Source organism: Aliidiomarina sp. (assembly GCF_047920995.1).
Lineage (GTDB): Bacteria > Pseudomonadota > Gammaproteobacteria > Enterobacterales > Alteromonadaceae > Aliidiomarina.
This window is the reverse complement of sequence record NZ_JBLRWZ010000018.1, coordinates 1-18,854: the sequence shown is the minus strand read 5'-3', so window position 1 is coordinate 18,854 and position 18,854 is coordinate 1. Positions and strand designations below refer to the sequence as shown.

The window sequence follows — 18,854 nt, the reverse complement described above, 5'->3', positions numbered from 1 at the left end:
AATGCTATCGATTAAAAACCTGCATGCGAATGTAGAAGACCAGAACATTTTAAAAGGTTTAAATCTTGAAGTTGGGCCGGGCGAAGTTCATGCGATTATGGGCCCAAATGGCGCTGGTAAAAGTACCCTCGGGTATGTGTTATCAGGCCGCGATGGTTATGAAGCTAGCGCTGGTAACATTGATTTTTCCGGTACCAATTTGTTGGATCTGGAAGTTGAAGAGCGCGCTCAAGCCGGATTGTTTTTAGCATTCCAATACCCGGTAGAGATTCCTGGCGTAAGCAACATGGAATTCATGAAAGAATCTGTGAATGTAATGCGCAAAGCGCGTGGCGAAGAATCGTTAAGTGCAGCGGAGTTTTTAAAGAAAGCGAAAGCAGCAGCCAAGCAAGTGAACTTGCCACTGGATTTCTTGAAGCGCGGTGTAAACGAAGGCTTTTCTGGTGGTGAGAAGAAGCGTAACGAAATTATGCAAATGATTTTGTTAGAGCCGAAGCTTTGTATCTTGGATGAATCGGATTCAGGTTTGGATGTTGATGCATTGCAAGTAGTGGCGAATGGCGTAAATAGCCAACGCGATGGCAAGCGCAGCTTTATCATCATTACCCATTATCAGCGTTTGTTGGATTACATTAAGCCGGATTTTGTGCACATTCTTGCCGATGGCAAGGTTGCTAAAAGTGGCGGCCCTGAGCTGGCCAAAGAAGTTGAGAAAACCGGCTATGCCTGGTTAGAAAAGGCTGGGGAGAAAGCAGAATGAGCCAATCGTGGTTAGCGCAAGCAATTGCACGAGCCAGTGCGGTAAATGATTGGCTGCAGCCGCAGCGGAAAGAATCACTGGCGTTATTGGCAACGCAAGAATGGCCTGGGCGCCGCACTGAAGCATGGCGTTACACCTCTTTGCATGCGTTTGATAAGTTAGCGCTCACTTCAGCTTCTGGCCTTGTTAAACAAGATGATGCACCTGCCGTGGCTGGTTTGAATAGCTTGGATATCGTGTTGGTAGATGGCGAATTGCAAACAGCAATCGAAGCCTTGCAACTGCCAAGTGGTGTGCGTGTTAGCAGTTTTAGCAACGCCGATGCGCCAGCAAAAGAAGTAGCCCAAGCCGTTTTCACTAAGGTAAAACCTGCAAAGCATTTGTTTGGTTTGCTGAATGATACGTTGGCGCAGCAAGGGATTATTATTGATATCGCGGCTGGCGCTGAGGTGCAGCAACCTATTCGTATCGTGAATTATGTAACCGCCGGTGTAGAAAGCCATAACCGTATTTTGGTGCGTTTAGGCGCTGGCGCGAAAGCTGTTGTTATTGAGCATGGTGCTACTTTAAGTGGTGCAGATACGGCGGCATTCAATACGGCTTTTGCAGAATACCTTATTGGCGATAAAGCGCAGCTTGAACACTATCGTTTAGCTCTGCATGGCGGTAAGGTGATTCACATTGGCGGTAGCCATTTTCAGTTGCACAACGAAGCGCGCTTAAACTCTACCTTGGTAGGCTATGGTAGCCAGATCTCGCGTATTGATGCGGATATTCACCATGCCGGAGAGCATGCGTTTGCGAAATTTAACAATATTTATTTGTTAGCTCCCAACGAACATTTTGATCTCCATAGTTCGATTGAACACGCGGTGCCAAATGGCACTACTGAGCAAAACGCGCGCGGTATTGTGGGCGATAAAGCCGTGGCTGTGTTCAACGGGCGTATTCATATTCACCGTTATGCGCAGAAAACGTTAGCGGAATTGAACAACCGTAATTTGTTGCTCACCCGTGGTGCGCGCGTGAATACTAAGCCTGAGTTAGAAATTTATGCCGATGACGTGCAGTGTGCTCACGGTGCCACGGTAGCGGAAATAAATGAAGAAGCACTGTATTACTTACGTTCGCGCGGGCTCAGTGCTAGCCAAGCGAAAGTAATGCTTAGTTTTGGTTTTATTCAGGAGCTAATCACGCAAATGCCTAACCACAGCTTAGCGGATTGGTTACTGCCGATTTTGCGTGAGCGCTTTGTGGCGATGGAGGCTGAATGAGCTGGGATGTAGAGGCCATTCGTGCGCAGTTCCCAATTTTACAGCAGCAAGTAAATGGTTCACCGCTGGTATATTTGGATAACGCCGCTACTACGCAAAAACCACAAGCAGTGCTAGATGCAATTTTAGCATTCTATACCGAGTGCAACTCGAATGTGCACCGTGGTGCGCATAAGCTTTCTGATGAAGCTACGCGGCGTTATGAAAAAGCCCGTGATGATGTAGCTGCGTTTATTAATGCAAGTAGCCGAGCGGAAGTAATTTGGACCAGCGGTACTACCGAAAGCATTAACATTATTGCCAAAGGTATGAGCGAGCGGTTGCAAGAAGGTGATGAAGTAATTGTTACTGAGCTTGAACACCATGCCAACCTTATTCCGTGGCAACAAGCCTGTAAAGCGAGCGGTGCAACGTTAAAAATCGCGCCCATTTTTGATGATGGTAGCTTGAATGAGGAAGCATTTACGGCATTACTGAACAGAAACGTGAAAATGGTGGCGATGCCGCACATTTCCAACGCGCTAGGTACGGTAAATGCAGTGCAAAAACTTACTGCTCAGGTACGCGTGAAAGCGCCCGCTGCGCTGGTATTAATTGATGGTGCCCAAGGCGTTGCCCATGGTGGTGTTGATGTACAGGCAGTAGGTGCTGATTTTTACGTATTTTCTGGCCACAAGCTATTCGCACCTACAGGTGTGGGTGTATTATGGGGCCGTAAATCAGTATTAGCAGATTGGCCCGTTTGGTTAACCGGTGGTGAAATGATAGCAAGTGTTACCTATCAGGATGCTACCTGGGGTGAGCTACCTAATCGGTTAGAGGCTGGCACGCCAAATATTGCCGGTGTTATTGGTTTAGGCGCAGCAGTGAATTGGTTAGCCGCACAAGATGTAGTGGCTATGCAAGCGCACGAGAAATTACTGTTAGCGCGCGCGTTAGAATTAGCTGAACAGCTGCCGGCAATGCGGGTAGTAGGCGCAGCGGCAGATAAAGTGGCCATCTTAAGCTTTGTGCTAGAAGGCGCTCACCCTGCCGATATTGGCTTTTTGCTAGATCGCCAAGGCATTGCCATTCGCACGGGCGAACATTGTGCCCAGCCACTGATGCGCCGTTTAAATGTGCCAGGCACAGCGCGGGCTTCATTTTCTATTTACAACACGGAACAAGAAGTTGAACGCTTGTTCGCTGGGCTGAAGAAAGCTCAATCGATGTTGCTGTAAGCTGGAGGCAAATTATGTCTGTTGAAGCGTATATTCCAAGCAAAGATATTATAACGCTCACCGAGAGTGCGGTGCGGCATTTCACCAATAAGTTGGCAAATGAGCCGGGTAAAATTGTGCGTGTAAGCACGAAAGTGAACGGCTGCACTGGCTACGCTTATGTGCTGGATATGGCAGAGGCGCCGGCAAGCGATGATGAAGTGGTGCAGGTAAATAACAACCTAATCGTGGCGATTGCCAGCGATTCGGTGAATTTACTGCGCAACACAGAAATTGATTATGTGCGCGAAGGCATAAATGGTGTGGTGAAGTTTAATAACCCGAACGTAGCTGATATGTGTGGCTGTGGTGAAAGTTTTAGTGTGAATAATTAATGCAAAAAATGATGGCTACCTCGCGTGAGGTGCGTGCTCGGCGCGTGCCGCAAGGCGAGAAACAAATAATACCACAAGGCGAATTCGTTACCCTTACCCAAGAGTTAGGCGGTAATTATACCGTAACTTGGAAAGGTAATATGTACCGCATTGATGGCACTGATGCCGATGCGATTGGCCGCCAAGCACTGGTGCTGGATTTCGAAGATGCCGGTGATGGCAACATTAATCCGGATCAGGTTTGGGAAGCGCTAGAAAGTATCTACGACCCAGAAATTCCCATTAACCTCGTATCTTTGGGGCTGATCTATAAGGTAGATATCCATCAAGATACCGGCATTGTGAATATTGAGATGACGCTCACAGCTCCCGGTTGTGGCATGGGGCCGGTACTCGTTGGCGATGTGGAATTACGCGTAGCGATGGTACCGAATGTGCGTGATGTGCAAGTTGATCTTGTGTTTGACCCAGCCTGGTCTCGCGAAATGATGAGCGAAGAAGCGCAGCTTGAAACCGGCATGTTCTTTTAACTACCGCCATTAAAAAGCTCTTGCCGAATGTATACAACCTTCCGTACAAAACTGAAATCGATAAACTAGGACGCGTTATGAAATTACCAAGCCATGAAGAAATCTTAGAAGATTTAGAGTTTCTCGATGATTGGGAAAATCGTTACGAATACATTATCGATTTAGGCAAAGCGCTTCCTGCGCTTAGCCCGGAACAACGGCTGGATATCTATAAAGTGAAAGGTTGCCAAAGCGATGTGTGGCTAATCAGCAAAAACAACGATGGCAAATTGGAATTTTCGGTAGATAGTGACGCCATGATCGTGAAAGGTTTATTAGGTTTGGTGATGTCGGTATATAACCAGCGTACACCGAGCGAAATTTTAGCCTTTGATATTGATCAGTACTTCCAAACCCTCGATTTAGAGCAGCATATTAGCCCTACCCGCGGTAATGGCTTACGCGCAATTGTGGCAAAAATCAGAGCCCACGCTGAGGCTGCAGCCTAAAAGCAGCCTTTTGCGGCTCATTTCTGGATGTTTCTAGTATGGTTATTACAGTTTGACACCATAACAGCTATTACCTATTAATGGGGTAACCTTATTGATAGAGAGTATGCTGATATGAAAAAAGTTGTTTCTACACTAGCGGCCGCAATTTTTGCAGCTGTTGTTGCCTCGCCAACCCCAGCAGAGGCTTGCACTCGTTTGGTTTATTTAGGCCCAAATGATACCGTGCTTACTGGCCGCAGTATGGATTTCTCAATTGATATTCCCGCCAACCTATGGATTTTCCCACGTGGTATGGAGCGGCATGGCCAAGTAGGGCCAAATTCTATTACTTGGCGCTCAAAATATGGCAGCGTTGCCGCTAGCTCGTGGGATATTGCTACCCCAGATGGTATGAATGAAAAAGGTTTGGTAGCCAACTTGTTATGGTTAGTAGCCTCTGAATATCCAGAATTTGATCAGTACGGCGATGCCCCAGGGCTTACCATTTCAGCGTGGGCACAGTATACGTTAGATAACTTTGCTACCGTGGCCGAGGCAGTTGAGTTTTTTGCCGACGTACCTTTTGCGATTGTTTCTGATTTTATACCCGGCACGGATAAGTTCACCACTGTGCATTTATCACTCTCAGATGCTAGCGGTGATAGCGCCATATTTGAATATATTGGCGGTAAGTTAGAAATCCACCATAGCCGCGATTACCAAGTAATGACCAACGATCCACCTTTTGCGGAACAGCTGGCGATAAAGAGCTATTGGCAAAGTGTACCTGGTAAAGCGTTTTTGCCTGGCACCGGTAAAGCGGCTGATCGTTTTGTGCGAGCTTCGTACTATTTAGATATGATTCCGCAAACGAGCGATCCGCAAATTGCTGCCGCGAGTGTATTTAGCGTAGTGCGCAACGTATCAGTACCCTATGGTATCGGCACGCCAGAAGAGCCACACTTATCGAATACGCGTTGGCGCGTAGTGGCAGATCAGCGTAATTTGGTGTACTACTTCGAGAATGTACTTACGCCAAATACCGTTTGGGTAGATTTCAGCAAAGTGAACTTCAGTGCTGGCGCTGAGGTGAAAAAGCTGGCGTTGGATGAGGGGCAAATCTACGCAGGTGAGGCTAGTGCTAACTTTGTAGCTTCAGCGCCATTCGAGTTTCAGGGCTTGTAGCAGATAAGCGGGCAGCTAGTTGCTACTAGCTGCCTGTTTTGCTGGGGGTAATATGCAGTGCTCATTGCTTTGTGTGTCCGCTCTGGTAACTAAAAACTTTACGAATTACCGCGCTTTTAATAGCTCTTCAACTGCTTTAACTATTACCCCATTGGTAGGTTTTACCGCACTGGCGAAGCTGGTAACTTGCTCGCCATTCGCAGAAATTAGGTACTTATGAAAGTTCCAGCCGGGCGCTTCGCTAGTAGCTTGGGTAAGTGTTTTAAAGATGTTGTTGGCATTGTTACCTGTAACTGATGAGGTGGCCATCATCGGAAAGCTTACCCCGAAATTACGAAAGCAAACATCAGCGGTTGCCGCTTCGTCGGCATGCTCTTGGCGAAAGCTATCTGAAGGAAAGCCAAGAATAACAAGGCCTTGCGATTGATACTCTTGGTAGAGCGCTTCTAAATCTGCAAACTGCCCGGTGTAACCACATTGGCTTGCGGTATTCACCACGAGCACCACTTTATCTTTAGTAAGCTCGCATAAATCATGCTGTTCTGTAGAGTGTAGTGCACGTAAGGAGTGGTTAAACGTATCTAAACAGCCTTGTTCGGTTTGCGAGAACTGCGCCCTATTTGAGGCCGAACGTTCTTGGGCGTGCCCATTGAATGAGGCGAAAGCGGCAAGCACTAGTAGCAACATATATGCTGCAATTTTAGCTGCTGTAGGGGCAGTAAAACCCACCATAGTAAGGTTATTTTGCACGATATTTTTCATGATAAGCCTACGCGTGATTAAGCACGCATTAATAAAGAAATAGTAGCATTTATAGTAGTTCAAAATGGACGATATAGATCACATTTGCCTTGAGGTTATTGGAAAATTTCAGGGTGCTAAAGTATGACCCGAAGTTACTACGTTTATCGGGTTATTTAACAATAACTTAAGTTAATAGCTGAATGTTAATAACTCGTAAAGGTGGAAGTAAGGCCTGATTTGCGTTGTAGTTGTTGTATTACTCGAGTATAACTAGCCACCAAAATTACTGAACCGCCAGTATATAAACGTGCTGTCCAACATTGGGGAAATCTTCCATGGATTCAATACAGATGATGGACAACGGGGAGTTTCCAGAATCAACATGCGAACAAAACTACTTATTGAGTGCGTTACCCGAAATGGTGAAAGTACGGATAAAGCCACATTTAGAAGTAGTGGATTTACCGCTGGGGGAATCGCTATATGAATCTGGCGAAAAAATTAAATATGCTATTTTCCCAACTAACTCAATAATCTCATTGGTTTATGTGATGGAAAACGGTGATTCAGCAGAGATTTCGGTTATCGGTAATGATGGCATGATGGGCAAATCACTCTTTTTGGGTGGTGATAGCACGCCACATCGAGCAGTAGTGCAAAGTGCAGGCGCGGCTTATCGGTTGCCTGCTCAGGTGTTAAAAGAGGAATTTGATCGAAGCAAGGAATTCCGCTCCCTATTTCTGCTCTATACGCAATCGCTCATGACCCAGATGGCGCAAACTGCGGTATGTAATCGCCACCACTCTGTGGATCAACAATTGTGCCGATGGTTGTTGTTATCACTCGATAGAATTCCAACCAACGTACTTACCATGACCCAAGAGCTCATTGCTAATATGTTAGGAGTGCGCAGGGAAGGGGTATCGGTAGCGGCAGGAAAATTACAAAAAGCGGGTATTATTGAATATCATCGAGGCTGTTTAACCATAATCAATCGGCCAGCGCTCGAGAAGCTAAGCTGTGAGTGCTATGAGGTTGTTAAAGTAGAATGCAATCGATTATTGCACTACACACCTAACTACTAACTCAAGCAAAAAAAACGTGTGTTGGGAATGATTCCTCAACACACGTTTTTATTCATAATCGGCAGTAATTAGTTAGGGTAACCAATTACGATATTTACACGGCGATTTTCTTGGCGGTGCGAAGCAGTGATATTGTATGTATCGCGGCGTGTTGCACCGAACCCTTCAACATGCAAACGTGAACGATCAACTTTAAGCGTTCGCACAAGATAATCCGCTACGCTTTGTGCTCGTTCTTGCGATATTCTTTGCGCAGTAGCAGGATTCGCATTGTCGGTATGCCCTTCGAGCGTAACCATCACATCAGGGTTGAGTTGCATATATTTTGCAACGCTTTCTAATTGTAAATGATACTTCGATTGCACAGCTGAACTTTCTACCTCGAATTCAAGTGCCATCGCCAATGTTGTGCGCGCTGGCAGTGTGCTGAGGCCAGCAATATCGGTAGCACAATCAATTACGGTGTTAATTCGGCGATTCGCTTGTTGCCCCTGGGTGGTGCTATTGCTGGCAATCGGCTGGCTTTCACCGAAGCCAACGGCCGTTAAGCGGCTTGCGTTAATGCCATGCTCACCTATTAAGTAATTGCGTAGGCTACTTGCACGCTGCTCAGATAAACGCTGATTATCAGCTGCGGTACCAACGTTATCGGTATGCCCTTGAATGATTGCAGTAGTATCAGGGTACTTTTCTAAGAATGTAGCAAGAACTAAGATTGGCTCTCGGTTTACTCGCTCAATATTTTCATTACCAATCTCAAATTGGATACCCAGTTCGCTGCAGTATTGCTCAGTTGCTACTGCTATTGGACGCGGCGCGGGCTGTTGTACTGGCGGCGGCGGGGTTGCGGCTACTGGCGCATGTTTACGAGTACCAAAGCGGTAAACCACATTCAGTGAATACAGATCTACATGGCCGGTATTGCCCACAGCATCATCAATACGAAAACGTTCCGCTTCTAAGCGTAAGCTCCAAGCATCATTTACTTTATATTGATAGCCAACACCAATTTTGTAATCAATGTCTTTGTTGCGATAATCCGAGTTCAGCACGTTAACCGCGCCTGTGCCGGCGAATTGGGTTTTTGTTGTGCCTTCATGCAAACCCACCCGGGCGATCAGTGAAGAGCGCTCGGTTAATGTAATTGTTCCTACTGCATCCATATTCCAACCACTAAAACTCAAGGAGCCGGTTTTAGTGCCCGCGGGAATGGTAGTTGCGGTGTAATCAAATTCACCAAGATCAAAATACCCCCCTTCAAGAGCGAGGTATGGGTTGAATTGGTAACCTACATAGAGCTTGTAACCGAAATCACTATCGTTATCGCGAAACTCAGTTGTTTCATAACCGGCCCCAAGTAGGTCGGCAATAATTTCTTGCTGGGCGATGTTGGCGAGCGTAAGCCCACCGCCTGCGCCGAAGTACCATCGGTTTTGTTCGGTTGCTAGAGCTGGCATTGTGATGCCAAGTAGAGCAAGAGTAACAATCGCCTGTGTTTTTATAATCGTTTTCATTTTGTTCTCCACTAAAAGCGTGTGCGCTTTATCTATTACTCTGCAGGTACGTTAATCACGGTATTTACAACCGTAACCGAGGCGGTAAGCGACAACGCTCTACCATCTAAAGTAACGATGTTCACGTTGCCAGCGGTTGAAATGCTCACGCCATCTTGCGCGATTATGGTGCCTTTCATGGTGCCACCACCTGCTGCATTAATTGTTGCTGCGCTGCCAACTTGCCAGAAGATGTTCTTTGCTTGAGCGCCATTGATAAGCGTTACACTTTGTGGGAAATCAGCACCGGGGCCGCCTACCGTAAGCGTGGTTGCCATTTGGAAAACCCATACGGCATTTTGATTACCTTGCGCATCTAAGGTTAGGTCGCCACCTTGGATCATGAATGAGCCACTTGGGGCGGTATAAATACCTGGCGTTAAGGTAAGACTGCCAAGATTATCATTACCTGGATCTTGTCCACCTGGCATATTGGCAGGTGAAAGCGCGATGAATGCCGCTTCAGCATCAAGGCGCGCCTGAATCGCGATGGCCTCGGTAGCTGCAGTACCATCTTGCGGGCAAGCAACGGTTGGCGGCGGTGGCGCGGTAAAGATTTTACCGTTCACTTGGCCTTCATTTAACGTTGTAATGGTATATTCACAGCCAGGCTCAGAAACAAAACCAGTTACTAATGTTGATGTAGCCGTAGTGCCTAAATCGCCATTAATAATGGTGAGTAAACCCTGATTGGTTACGCCTGCACTGCCACCGAATGTACCAAATGGTGCAGCACTGCCAAGATCCGCTGGTTGTAAACAGCCATCAACAGGCTCTTCTGATGTAAAGGTCCAAACGAAATCTTCTTCCAGTTGATTGCCAGGAAGCATTAGATCTTTCACGCCATTTTCTCCACCTACGATCGTAGCGCGGTAAATCATGCCTTCCACGAGGTCGCTTTCTGGAATAAAGGTAATGATGGTGCCGGTATCTAAATCAACTTTGATAGATTCAGCGGCTACGGTATTCGTTGGTTCGTTGTTTTCAACAATCAGAAAGGTCATGTTGTTAACGGTTTCTGGATTAAGGCGCAGGCCAGAAGGTATATCGAAGGTTGCATTAATACTGGCGTTCTCACAAACCGCAATTACACCACCATCAATTGGATCGGTAGAGAGGATAGAAATAAACTCTGGCTCAATGGCTGCCATCGTAGTGAATGCCCAGATGTAATCACTAGCACTTGTGCTAGGGGCTTGGTTACCAGCAAGCCGATTACCCGCTAAATCGGTAACGTCACTAGTAACTGTAGCGGTGTATGTTGCGCCTTCAGCAAGGTTTTCTTCTGGTGTAAATACAGCACTGTTAGATCCAGACACATATGACACGGCGCCTGCAGGTGATGCACATGGCAACTCACAGGTAACAATAAAGCTCGTATCATTGATCGTGGTAGCTAACATCTCTTCGCTAAATGCAGCGGAAATAACCGTGTTAGCTGGAACATTTGGAGTAGGGCCTGGATCTGTTGTTAGCGGATTTGTTGCAACCACCCGTGGGCGAGTTGTATCTGGCGTACGGCCAGTTGTGAATTCCCAAATATACGGGTCTTGCATCGTTACGCCGCTTTCGCTGCTAGTAGCATTATAAATGGTGGCCGTATATTCAGTGAGTGGTTCAAGAGTATCAAACTCGGCAATGTTGAAAGTTACGAAGGTATTTTCTTCACTCATTTCAATGGTGCCAGAGGCATTCGTACACGGGCTTGCGCATGTAACCGTAAAATCAGCATCGGTTAAGCTATCTACCGGCTCGTTGAACTCGGCCGTTATAGCTGGGTTTGCGATATCAACATTCGTTGCATTGTTTTCCGGAGTTACCATGATTACGGTTGGTGCAGGAGGCGGTGGGGGTGGAAGCACGTCCTCCTCTTCTTCTTCCTCATCAACAATCGGAGCAGCCCCGGTGGTGAATCGCCAAATGTACGGGCTATCCATGGCGATGCCAGTTTCGCTGCTAGCGGCAGTATGGATGGTAGCGGTATATTCAGTGAGTGGCTCTAGGATGTCAGATTCAGCGATAACAAAAGTAGCCACAGTATTGGCCGAATTCATTTCAATGGTGCCAGAGGGCGCTGTACAGGGGCTTGCGCATGTTACTGTGAAGTTGGCAGCGCTCAAACTGGCTACCGGAACGCTGAATTCAGCGGTTATTGTAGGATCCGTAATAGTAACATCGGTAGCATTGTTCGCCGGCGTTACCATTACTACAGTTGGTGCGAGTGCAACATTGCCATCTGCACCGAGAATAGGATCACGGCCCGCATCATTGCAGGCCATTAATAGTGAACCAGCTATGGCTAATATCAGCCATTTTTGCAGGCTGGAGAAGAAAAGTATTGTAGGGCGCATTTGGATATCCTTGCAGTAAAGTTATACGGGATATATGCAACACCCGTATGCTGTAGAAATCTACATGGAAGCGACTATGCAGGGATGCTTTAAAGGTGTCTGTGCGCTGGCGCGCTTAGCGCATCGGAAACGCGAAATGGCCGCAACTGGCTCGGACCGTATTTCAGCTTAGCGCTAATGAATAGTTATAAAAAGCGTTCTCGAATAACACCGCTTACTGCAGAGAGCGGTACTATAATACTCAGCTCATAAGCTTGTCCGAAATCATCATCGAGTGCAGCGTCATCAAACCAAATATCGTTGCCCACACTTAAATACGATTGCAAAATTGGTGGTAATCGACAATCGAACTGTTTCAATATATGTTGCAATTCACGGATGCGTGCTGAGGGGTTCAGTGGTTCCCATGCTGTGCAATTGAGCGATTGAGTGGGATGATATTGTAAACCTGCTTTTGCTAACATCATCGATTCTGGTGGAGCATATAGCTGCTCACAAAATGAAACCATACAATCTAAGGCATCTCGGCCAAGGTTTTGGTATAGCGAAACATTACCAAAAAAATATCGTAACTGCGGATACATTCGCGCTAAAGTTCCCAGCCCAGCCCACAATGCATAAAACCCCAAGCTACGAGCTTTAGCTTGTGAATTTACCACAGAGCGGCCCAGTTCTATACCATATGGAAGTACTTGTTCGCGCATTGCGTTGCTGTACTCAAATAGCTGGTGGGTTCGTAAAATAGCATAGCCGTGCTCTGTTGATGCCCAACCTAGTTGATATCGATACATGGCTACTAGTTCAAAGCGTTTCGGGTCCCAAACTAACAATTGGTAATAAGCCGCTTCGCCATAATCAAGGTCATCGAGATCGCGAGCCATATTGCGTCCAGCCCCCGATTGGCGAAAAATAATTTCCCGTAACCTACCTATCTCTCGCATGGTTACCGGAATTTCCGTTGCCCGAGCACTGTATACATGCAAACCTCGCACGGTTACTAAAGGCGCTAATGTTGCTAGCTCCTGCCGTATCAGCTCAATTGGCTCTGCTTCTGCAACCGAATTTAACTGTTGCATCGGTATTCTCCCGGTAAATAAATGGTAGTTGGTAACAACGTCGTTTTAACCATGCCATTCGCTCTGTATGTTGATCGGCAATAGCGCTGAGTTCGATCGGCCGCATTGGTATATCAACAAAAAGCCGTGGTTGTTTCTTGGTTGGATTCAACATTTCTCGAACTAATAATAGCATTTCTAGGTTAGCAGCGATTTTAAATGTGGTACGTAAACGCGCCAACCAATAGAACCAACGAGAGTTTTTGTTATCCAGATGCATTACTGTTATCGGCCGCTGTTGCCTGCTAGCTAAAGTAACTGCGAGTTTCGCCCACGGGCCGTCATCGAGAATGCCACTCGTGTTGATTCGTGCAGTTCTACCGGCTGGAAATATTAATAGCGGCGCATTACTAGCGAATGCTTCTTGTAATGCTGGTAGTGCATCTTTAGGTTTTCCAAATACGGGTACTGGTATGAGTAAGGGGGCCAGTTGTTGTATCTCTGTGAGAACTTCATTGGCAATCACCCGTAAATTTGGGTAGCGTTTTTGCAGCACACTAATTAAAAGTAGCCCATCAATCCCGCCGGTAGGATGATTACAAACAAATACCGGCCTGCTATCTGCTGCCGGCCAGCGACAAGCAATAATGTGCGGTACGATATTCAATCGTTGTAAAGCCAAATCACAAAAGCGTTCTGCTGGCTGTTGATTTAAAGCCTGTAATACTGTGTTTACCTTTTTTTCTGCCAGCAACCAGGTTAAAAAGCGACCGCGCCAGCCGGTTAGGCGCTGCGCTAATGGCGGATTATAGCGCTGCAGCAACGACTTAACATTGAACTGAGAGGTAAAAGTTGAAACAACTGGCTCAGTTTCGCCTATGTTTAACTGTATGCGTTTGTTTGCTGTTTCACTATGCTGACTGGGATGGCCATCCCAGTATTGCATGGTAACGGTGCTATCGCTAACATCCACCTGCGTTAAACTAACGGTTGCAACTAAGCGTCGTTGCATGGCAATTCCACTGAAAGCATGCCATGGACGATCTTGCTGGTGTATCTTGCGTAGCGTTTGTAATGACGGCGCCTTTCGCATCTCGCTCCGCCAATAATACTCGCGCATTAGCGGTATGCAGCCCGGCAAAGTACTGGAACTAGATATAGGAGAGGAGGGAGCAAACTGTTGGTGAATTGACTGCCCATTCCAATGCCAAAGTGTAGGTTCCTGTGTGCCGGTAAAAATTACTAGCCGAAATGGTGCATAACAAGTTAAAAGTTCGGGTTGCAGCATGGCATCAACCGACGCCCAATCTTTACTATGTGCTAGGCTTCGCAACAATTTCCCTCTGCTTTGCCTAGTTAGCGAAGTATCCGCCTTCGCGGAAATGTAATCATTGAGCAAACAAAATACTTGGCCTAACGAATTTGCAGCTATCCAGCTGCCTTCACCTTCGGGATCTATTGGCATGATAGCGTCAACATCACCCTCTCGATAGCACTTTGGCCAAATGGCAGGTGCTCTACTTTTTCGCTCATCTCGATTAAATAAGATGTGTATTCGCTGATTGTTATACCACCAGCTTAGAGTGCACATTGTTTTTGATACTCTACTGTTGAGCTATGCACTCCAGCATTTTCGGGCCATTTATAATCCCATTTTTCTAATATAGAATGGATGAGCGCTAAGTGATGAACACAATGGCTAGCAACAAAATCCAATTCACGATGTAAGCTAGTAAATGTTTTGCCTTCAGAAAACTGATACTGGATGGTGCATTCAATATCTGCTCTGTGCAAAGATTGTAGCCAACTACGAATCCCTTCAATCCATTGTATTGCTCTAGCCGGCTGGGTTTCTATATCTTCATCACGCACTCGTGAGCGATAATCGAGTTGCTTGTTCTCGAATGCTAACCTCAACTGCTGATAATGCCCCAATACATGGCGCGTATGCTTACCTACTGAGGGGGTCCCCGGCCAGTTCAGTTCTTGTGAGTAATGTTCAGGTTTTACTAGTTGTACAATAGTGTTCAATACATCCAGTTGCTGTAAATTATGTGTTATCACAGTCATGCTGTGTTTTCCCGTCGTTATTATTGGTTTTTATGGCTGGAAAATTGAATTACTTGTTCCAATGGAATATGCCCTATAGATTCTTCAATCAATTGCTTGATTAATAAGTTATCTGCTTTCGGCTGCAGTTGCGCGGCAGAGGCTTTATTTCCAGTTGGCTTAACTGTTAGATACCCATGTTCAGTGCATAATTCCATTTCACTATAGCAAACTGAACAGGCGAGTAAATCACCCGGCTTATTATCGCGTTGTTGGAGCACAGTTGGGCCGCAGAGCGGACACGTATGCAGTGGAATACCGTTATCGCTATGGCCCATAATATCATTGAGAAGGTTTTGCTCGGCCAGTGCTAAAAATTGTTCACACCAGAATTGATTAAATTGTTTTCCGCACTCTTCGCGCATAATATTTAGAGCCTTTTCTACAGGCATAGGCGAGCGGTAGGAACGTAAACTCGTCATCGCATCAAAAGCATCGCAAATCCCGATGATCGCAGCATCTATTGGAATCATACTGGCATTCAAGCCATATGGATAGCCACCGCCATCGGGTCGTTCATGGTGCAATTCAACTGCTGCCGCTACGATGTGACGAAGCGGATGCCCCGCTAACAGCCGGCCTCCAGCCTCAGGATGCGTTTTTATGATGGCAAATTCATTCTCATCGAGTTTACCACGCTTATTTAAAATTGAATCGGGAATGGCTACTTTCCCAAGATCGTGTAGAAATCCGCCTAGCGTGATTCGGGCGATATCAGCTTCCGGAAGCCCCCCAGCTCTGCACAACAGATTGGCATAGCGCGAAACGCGCCATAAGTGACCGCCAGTGTAAGGATCTTTTGCTTCTACAAACCACGCCATTATCATTAAGCTAGCGAGTAAGTCTTTGTTCACTTGCTCAGGTTGGACAGGCAACGTCCGTTTTTTTTCAAACTTCTGTAACCACTGCAGCATAGCAACCTCTCATTCTTTGATTTGTAATGGTATTGTGTTACAACTTGCATACGCTAACTATCTAACCAAGTTTAGGAAACTCTACAGCTACCTACAATGACCAAAACATCTGCACCATCTACCAAAACACCAGAACCACTAGAACAATTGTTATCTCAGTTGGCGTTTGGCTCTGAATTGCATTTTGAATCAGGTTTTTGTGACAACTGGAACCTGCTTACTAGTAAATCGAGTAAAGCAGCGTTGCACATTGTTACCCAGGGTAGCGTGTGGATGGCAATCCCTGGCCAGCTCCAAGAACAAATTCAGCTGCATGCCGGTGATGCTGTTTTTTTTAGCCATAGTTTCCGTCATTGGCTTAGCGACCAGCCTGTGGATGAACATACCAGTGAGGTAAATGTTGAAGGTTTTTGTATTCCTCAACACCTGCAGCGTGGCCTGGTGTGTTATGACATTGCCGTTAAATCATCATCAACAGCTAATTTATTTCAGGCGATGCCCGATTATATTCATTTACCCGTTAATCAGCAGTGTGGCCCGCTCAACCTGCTTGTACAGTTGATTCAGCAGGAAACGAAGGATCGGCAGCCGGGATATCAAGCTGCAATTAGCCGATTAAGTGATGTGATTGTGCTGCATTTATTGCGCCAAGTATTAACAGACGACAGCATGAACCAAGGCCTTTTAGCGGCATTAAAAGATCCTGCTCTTCGCCGAGTTGTTCTTTCTATTATGGATAAGCCGGGTGCCGATTGGACAGTGGAGAATATGGCAGCTTTAGCATATTTGTCTAAAAGTGCTTTCGCTGAGCGCTGCCATAAAGTGATGGTAATGACGGCAAAGTCACTATTAGACGAAATACGATTACAACGATGCCGTTACCTACTGATCCACAGTGAACTCAGCCTAGAGAGTATTGCAGAGCAAATTGGCTATCACTCAGCTACTGCATTTATTCGGTTTTTTAAGCAACACGAAACATTGTCGCCAGGCGAATTCAGATCGGTTCATAGTTAACTAGCTTTACGCTCTAGTCGTAACCAACGATCCAATGAAATCAGCCCAGGCCCCTTAGCAACTATGAGAAATAACACTCCAGCCCACCATGCTGCAGGGTTCCAAAAATGGCTCCAATCTGGATAAACAGCAAATTGAATAAAAAGCGTCATACCCAATAAACCAAAAGCGGCAAAACGGCTAAATAAACCTAGAATTAAAAGTATAGGTAATACTACTTCAACCACCCCAGCCATCACCGCCATTGTTTCCGCTAACCAAACACCAAAAGAACCTTCTGTATATTCCAATGTATCTGGATTGCATAGTAACAAAGCGCCTGGCCGAATAGGATCAGGGCAGAAAAACTCATATAAAAAAAGTTCATACTTGTTAACATCAAACTGCAAAAAGCCAGTCCATTTTGATAATCCAGAGAGTAAAAAAACCTGAGCAACTAATAATCGAATAGCTAATAGAGCAAAAGGTTCAAACAAACGCTCTAACCACATAGCTAGTTGGTAATAGCGTTCCTGTATAACAGTTACCAAGGTCATAATCTGATTCCTTTTAGGTTAAATTAAGCGCAACAAGCGGTTTTGTAAAAGGCCCGCGAAGCTACCACTAACATCAAAGAGCTTGTCTACTTCCCATGCCTTACTTACTGCGTTCTGCAAAGAGCAAGGTTGTTTTTTCAAAGTTTGTATAAATGTCCATTCAGCATCCGATAATAATCGGTATTGCACAGTATGGTTGGCTTGTCGCCATAGCATCCTTCGTGTTTTCTCGGCAGCAATCGAGGAAAGTTGAACGTTTCCTGAATTGTTGCGTTGTTGTAACCACAAGGTCCAAACATCAAAATGTGTTTCTAATAGTTCAACATGCGCGCACAAGCTCATGGTGAGTAATTGAATATCGATACCTTCACTTGCGAGATGGGCAATATCCTCTCCTGATACGGCTTGTTGATCCTCAGCCAGTAAACAATTAAGCCAACAACGTTCTAACTTAGCTAAGTCGGCCAGCCATGAGCAATGATGCTGATCTATTTGTTTTAGTAACCAATCTGGGAAATCCTGCCCATACCAAGCTAATACAGGGTGAGTAGGCCGATTTTTAAGTACATATTCTTTAGCTAAATGCCGGAATTGGTTAATGGGTATTACTGAACCACTCACTGGGAAATTATCAACTAAAGCTTGTATCGAAGCTTTCATACTGCTGTTGCGGTAAATTTTTAATCGCCTCAGGTCTTCCGGTTTGAATCCCACCCATGGGGTTAAATTAGTTGCAGTTTCACCCTGCAAATAGGCGATAAGTTGCTGATAGAACGATTCATTAACTTGCTGCATCTACGCTATCCAAATGCCGATCTAACACACTTTGAATGCGCTCGCGTTCCTGCAGAAGCACATTTAGTTCAGGAATTTGATCATCCCACTCTAATAAAACTGGCCTCATACCAAAACGCGCTAATGCATAATCTAGTAAGCTTAGTATTTCTTCATTCGGTGCATGATCATGGCTATCAATTAATAAACGATCGCCTTCAATTGGGTCGCTTGAAAAACCAGCTACATGCAGTTCACCTACTAGGTGAGGAGGAATTTGATCTAAGTATTGCCGAGCATTTACGCCACAGTTAATCTGGCTTAAATACAAATTGGTAATATCGAGCAACAAACCACATCCAGTAGTTTTAGCTAGTGTTAGCATGAAATCTGGTTCACTCATCTCATGGCAAAAATTAACGTAATGTGTTGGATTCTCAATTAATAAAGGCCTATCGATTGTTTCTTGATAGCGATGTATGCCTTCAGCTAATTGTTGTAAAATGAATTTGGTTCTTGGAAAAGGTAATAAATCTGCAAAATAAGCTTCCTGAATACCCGACCAAACTGCATGTTCTGAAATAAGTGCTGGCTGAATACGTTCAACTAAATTTTGAACCCATAACAAGTGCTGTTTACTCAGCTGATCAGGGCCCGCAAGGGAAGCTCCAACACCATGGAGACTTAAAGGAAATTTTTCCGCCATCACCTGCAGAGCTTCAAGCCTAGCGCCACCGATACCACAAAAGTTCTCCGTGTGCACCTCAAACCAAATGCCATCTGCCGCTGCGCTCTGTACTTCCGGATAGTGTTGAAGTTTTAGGCTAACACCGGCACCAAGTACAGAGCGTGGCAAACTATTTGCGTTGAAATCGGCCATTAGGGATTGTTGCGGTCCAATTC

The 18,854-nt window shown here is 45.7% G+C and carries 19 protein-coding genes and 1 pseudogene; 9 read left to right on the top strand and 11 right to left on the bottom strand.

Going from position 1 to position 18,854, the window contains the following annotated elements; translation table 11 throughout:
- Nucleotide 1: 1 nt before the first annotated feature.
- The 7 genes from sufC (at nt 2) to ACNA7P_RS06430 (ending at nt 5,813) form a co-directional block, all read left to right on the top strand.
- Nucleotides 2-760 (top strand): Fe-S cluster assembly ATPase SufC, encoded by a 759-nt coding sequence (sufC, locus tag ACNA7P_RS06460; protein ID WP_416257801.1) that lies wholly within the window; start codon nt 2-4, stop codon nt 758-760.
- Entirely contained in the window at nt 757-2,034 is a 1,278-nt protein-coding gene (gene sufD / locus ACNA7P_RS06455; protein ID WP_416257800.1) for a Fe-S cluster assembly protein SufD, read from the top strand. The genes sufC and sufD overlap by 4 nt, the downstream gene beginning before the upstream one ends.
- Nucleotides 2,031-3,254, top strand: a complete 1,224-nt coding sequence (locus tag ACNA7P_RS06450; RefSeq protein ID WP_416257799.1) for an aminotransferase class V-fold PLP-dependent enzyme — start codon at nt 2,031-2,033, stop codon at nt 3,252-3,254. Before sufD ends, ACNA7P_RS06450 begins: the two co-directional genes overlap by 4 nt.
- A 14-nt stretch (nt 3,255-3,268) precedes the next feature.
- Entirely contained in the window at nt 3,269-3,628 is a 360-nt protein-coding gene (locus ACNA7P_RS06445; RefSeq protein WP_416257798.1) for a HesB/IscA family protein, read from the top strand.
- Nucleotides 3,628-4,158, top strand: coding sequence for a putative Fe-S cluster assembly protein SufT (gene sufT, locus ACNA7P_RS06440; RefSeq protein ID WP_416257797.1), 531 nt, complete (start codon nt 3,628-3,630; stop codon nt 4,156-4,158). Before ACNA7P_RS06445 ends, sufT begins: the two co-directional genes overlap by 1 nt.
- Nucleotides 4,159-4,235: 77 nt before the next feature.
- Nucleotides 4,236-4,646 (top strand): SufE family protein, encoded by a 411-nt coding sequence (locus tag ACNA7P_RS06435; RefSeq protein ID WP_416257796.1) that lies wholly within the window; start codon nt 4,236-4,238, stop codon nt 4,644-4,646.
- A gap of 114 nt (nt 4,647-4,760) precedes the next feature.
- Nucleotides 4,761-5,813 carry a linear amide C-N hydrolase gene (locus tag ACNA7P_RS06430; protein ID WP_416257795.1) on the top strand — a complete coding sequence of 351 codons (1,053 nt, stop codon included), beginning with the start codon at nt 4,761-4,763 and terminating at the stop codon, nt 5,811-5,813.
- A 105-nt stretch (nt 5,814-5,918) separates the two neighbouring features.
- On the opposite strand, the gene ACNA7P_RS06425 is transcribed toward ACNA7P_RS06430, so the two are convergent.
- Entirely contained in the window at nt 5,919-6,575 is a 657-nt protein-coding gene (locus ACNA7P_RS06425) for a glutathione peroxidase (RefSeq protein WP_416257794.1), read from the bottom strand.
- 317 nt (nt 6,576-6,892) lie between these two features.
- On the opposite strand from ACNA7P_RS06425, the gene ACNA7P_RS06420 reads away from it, so the two are divergent.
- Entirely contained in the window at nt 6,893-7,642 is a 750-nt protein-coding gene (locus ACNA7P_RS06420) for a Crp/Fnr family transcriptional regulator (RefSeq protein WP_416257793.1), read from the top strand.
- 68 nt (nt 7,643-7,710) lie between these two features.
- On the opposite strand, the gene ACNA7P_RS06415 is transcribed toward ACNA7P_RS06420, so the two are convergent.
- The 7 genes and pseudogenes from ACNA7P_RS06415 to ACNA7P_RS06385 form a co-directional block, all read right to left on the bottom strand.
- The gene (locus tag ACNA7P_RS06415) at nt 7,711-9,156 is read right to left on the bottom strand and encodes an OmpA family protein (protein WP_416257792.1); all 1,446 of its coding nucleotides are present in this window, start codon (nt 9,154-9,156) and stop codon (nt 7,711-7,713) included.
- Nucleotides 9,157-9,191: 35 nt separating this feature from the next.
- Nucleotides 9,192-11,546 carry an Ig-like domain-containing protein gene (locus tag ACNA7P_RS06410; RefSeq protein ID WP_416257791.1) on the bottom strand — a complete coding sequence of 785 codons (2,355 nt, stop codon included), beginning with the start codon at nt 11,544-11,546 and terminating at the stop codon, nt 9,192-9,194.
- 185 nt (nt 11,547-11,731) lie between these two features.
- Nucleotides 11,732-12,622 carry a GNAT family N-acyltransferase gene (locus ACNA7P_RS06405; protein ID WP_416257790.1) on the bottom strand — a complete coding sequence of 297 codons (891 nt, stop codon included), beginning with the start codon at nt 12,620-12,622 and terminating at the stop codon, nt 11,732-11,734.
- Nucleotides 12,582-13,613 carry a hypothetical protein gene (locus ACNA7P_RS06400; protein WP_416257833.1) on the bottom strand — a complete coding sequence of 344 codons (1,032 nt, stop codon included), beginning with the start codon at nt 13,611-13,613 and terminating at the stop codon, nt 12,582-12,584. The genes ACNA7P_RS06405 and ACNA7P_RS06400 overlap by 41 nt, the downstream gene beginning before the upstream one ends.
- A gap of 198 nt (nt 13,614-13,811) precedes the next feature.
- Nucleotides 13,812-14,192 (bottom strand): annotated as a pseudogene (locus ACNA7P_RS06395) (NRDE family protein); the annotation flags it as partial.
- Entirely contained in the window at nt 14,180-14,671 is a 492-nt protein-coding gene (locus ACNA7P_RS06390; protein ID WP_416257789.1) for a DinB family protein, read from the bottom strand. The pseudogene ACNA7P_RS06395 and the gene ACNA7P_RS06390, both read right to left, overlap by 13 nt.
- Before the next feature lie 20 nt (nt 14,672-14,691).
- Nucleotides 14,692-15,624, bottom strand: a complete 933-nt coding sequence (locus ACNA7P_RS06385; RefSeq protein ID WP_416257788.1) for an HD-GYP domain-containing protein — start codon at nt 15,622-15,624, stop codon at nt 14,692-14,694.
- Nucleotides 15,625-15,720: 96 nt separating this feature from the next.
- Here ACNA7P_RS06385 and ACNA7P_RS06380 point away from each other — a divergent pair, with 96 nt between their 5' ends.
- On the top strand, nt 15,721-16,641 hold the full coding sequence (locus tag ACNA7P_RS06380) for an AraC family transcriptional regulator (RefSeq protein WP_416257787.1): 921 nt from the start codon (nt 15,721-15,723) through the stop codon (nt 16,639-16,641).
- Here the strand turns inward: ACNA7P_RS06380 and ACNA7P_RS06375 are convergent.
- From ACNA7P_RS06375 to ACNA7P_RS06365, 3 genes are all read right to left on the bottom strand, one after another.
- Nucleotides 16,638-17,177, bottom strand: coding sequence for a DoxX family protein (locus ACNA7P_RS06375; protein ID WP_416257786.1), 540 nt, complete (start codon nt 17,175-17,177; stop codon nt 16,638-16,640). The genes ACNA7P_RS06380 and ACNA7P_RS06375 overlap by 4 nt on opposite strands.
- Before the next feature lie 18 nt (nt 17,178-17,195).
- Nucleotides 17,196-17,972 carry a putative DNA-binding domain-containing protein gene (locus ACNA7P_RS06370; protein WP_416257785.1) on the bottom strand — a complete coding sequence of 259 codons (777 nt, stop codon included), beginning with the start codon at nt 17,970-17,972 and terminating at the stop codon, nt 17,196-17,198.
- A partial coding sequence (locus ACNA7P_RS06365; protein ID WP_416257784.1) for a DUF692 domain-containing protein occupies nt 17,959-18,854 on the bottom strand: 896 nt, incomplete at its 5' end. The genes ACNA7P_RS06365 and ACNA7P_RS06370, both read right to left, overlap by 14 nt.

Excerpts from the sequence above, each read along its gene's own strand:
- sufC (WP_416257801.1), top strand. The coding sequence starts at position 2 with ATGCTATCGATTAAAAACCTGCATGCGAATGTAGAAGACCAGAACATT.
- sufD (WP_416257800.1), top strand. The coding sequence starts at position 757 with ATGAGCCAATCGTGGTTAGCGCAAGCAATTGCACGAGCCAGTGCGGTA.
- ACNA7P_RS06450 (WP_416257799.1), top strand. The coding sequence starts at position 2,031 with ATGAGCTGGGATGTAGAGGCCATTCGTGCGCAGTTCCCAATTTTACAG.
- ACNA7P_RS06445 (WP_416257798.1), top strand. The coding sequence starts at position 3,269 with ATGTCTGTTGAAGCGTATATTCCAAGCAAAGATATTATAACGCTCACC.
- sufT (WP_416257797.1), top strand. The coding sequence starts at position 3,628 with ATGCAAAAAATGATGGCTACCTCGCGTGAGGTGCGTGCTCGGCGCGTG.
- ACNA7P_RS06435 (WP_416257796.1), top strand. The coding sequence starts at position 4,236 with ATGAAATTACCAAGCCATGAAGAAATCTTAGAAGATTTAGAGTTTCTC.
- ACNA7P_RS06430 (WP_416257795.1), top strand. The coding sequence starts at position 4,761 with ATGAAAAAAGTTGTTTCTACACTAGCGGCCGCAATTTTTGCAGCTGTT.
- ACNA7P_RS06425 (WP_416257794.1), bottom strand. The coding sequence starts at position 6,575 with ATGAAAAATATCGTGCAAAATAACCTTACTATGGTGGGTTTTACTGCC.
- ACNA7P_RS06420 (WP_416257793.1), top strand. The coding sequence starts at position 6,893 with ATGGATTCAATACAGATGATGGACAACGGGGAGTTTCCAGAATCAACA.
- ACNA7P_RS06415 (WP_416257792.1), bottom strand. The coding sequence starts at position 9,156 with ATGAAAACGATTATAAAAACACAGGCGATTGTTACTCTTGCTCTACTT.
- ACNA7P_RS06410 (WP_416257791.1), bottom strand. The coding sequence starts at position 11,546 with ATGCGCCCTACAATACTTTTCTTCTCCAGCCTGCAAAAATGGCTGATA.
- ACNA7P_RS06405 (WP_416257790.1), bottom strand. The coding sequence starts at position 12,622 with ATGCAACAGTTAAATTCGGTTGCAGAAGCAGAGCCAATTGAGCTGATA.
- ACNA7P_RS06400 (WP_416257833.1), bottom strand. The coding sequence starts at position 13,613 with ATGCAACGACGCTTAGTTGCAACCGTTAGTTTAACGCAGGTGGATGTT.
- ACNA7P_RS06390 (WP_416257789.1), bottom strand. The coding sequence starts at position 14,671 with ATGACTGTGATAACACATAATTTACAGCAACTGGATGTATTGAACACT.
- ACNA7P_RS06385 (WP_416257788.1), bottom strand. The coding sequence starts at position 15,624 with ATGCTGCAGTGGTTACAGAAGTTTGAAAAAAAACGGACGTTGCCTGTC.
- ACNA7P_RS06380 (WP_416257787.1), top strand. The coding sequence starts at position 15,721 with ATGACCAAAACATCTGCACCATCTACCAAAACACCAGAACCACTAGAA.
- ACNA7P_RS06375 (WP_416257786.1), bottom strand. The coding sequence starts at position 17,177 with ATGACCTTGGTAACTGTTATACAGGAACGCTATTACCAACTAGCTATG.
- ACNA7P_RS06370 (WP_416257785.1), bottom strand. The coding sequence starts at position 17,972 with ATGCAGCAAGTTAATGAATCGTTCTATCAGCAACTTATCGCCTATTTG.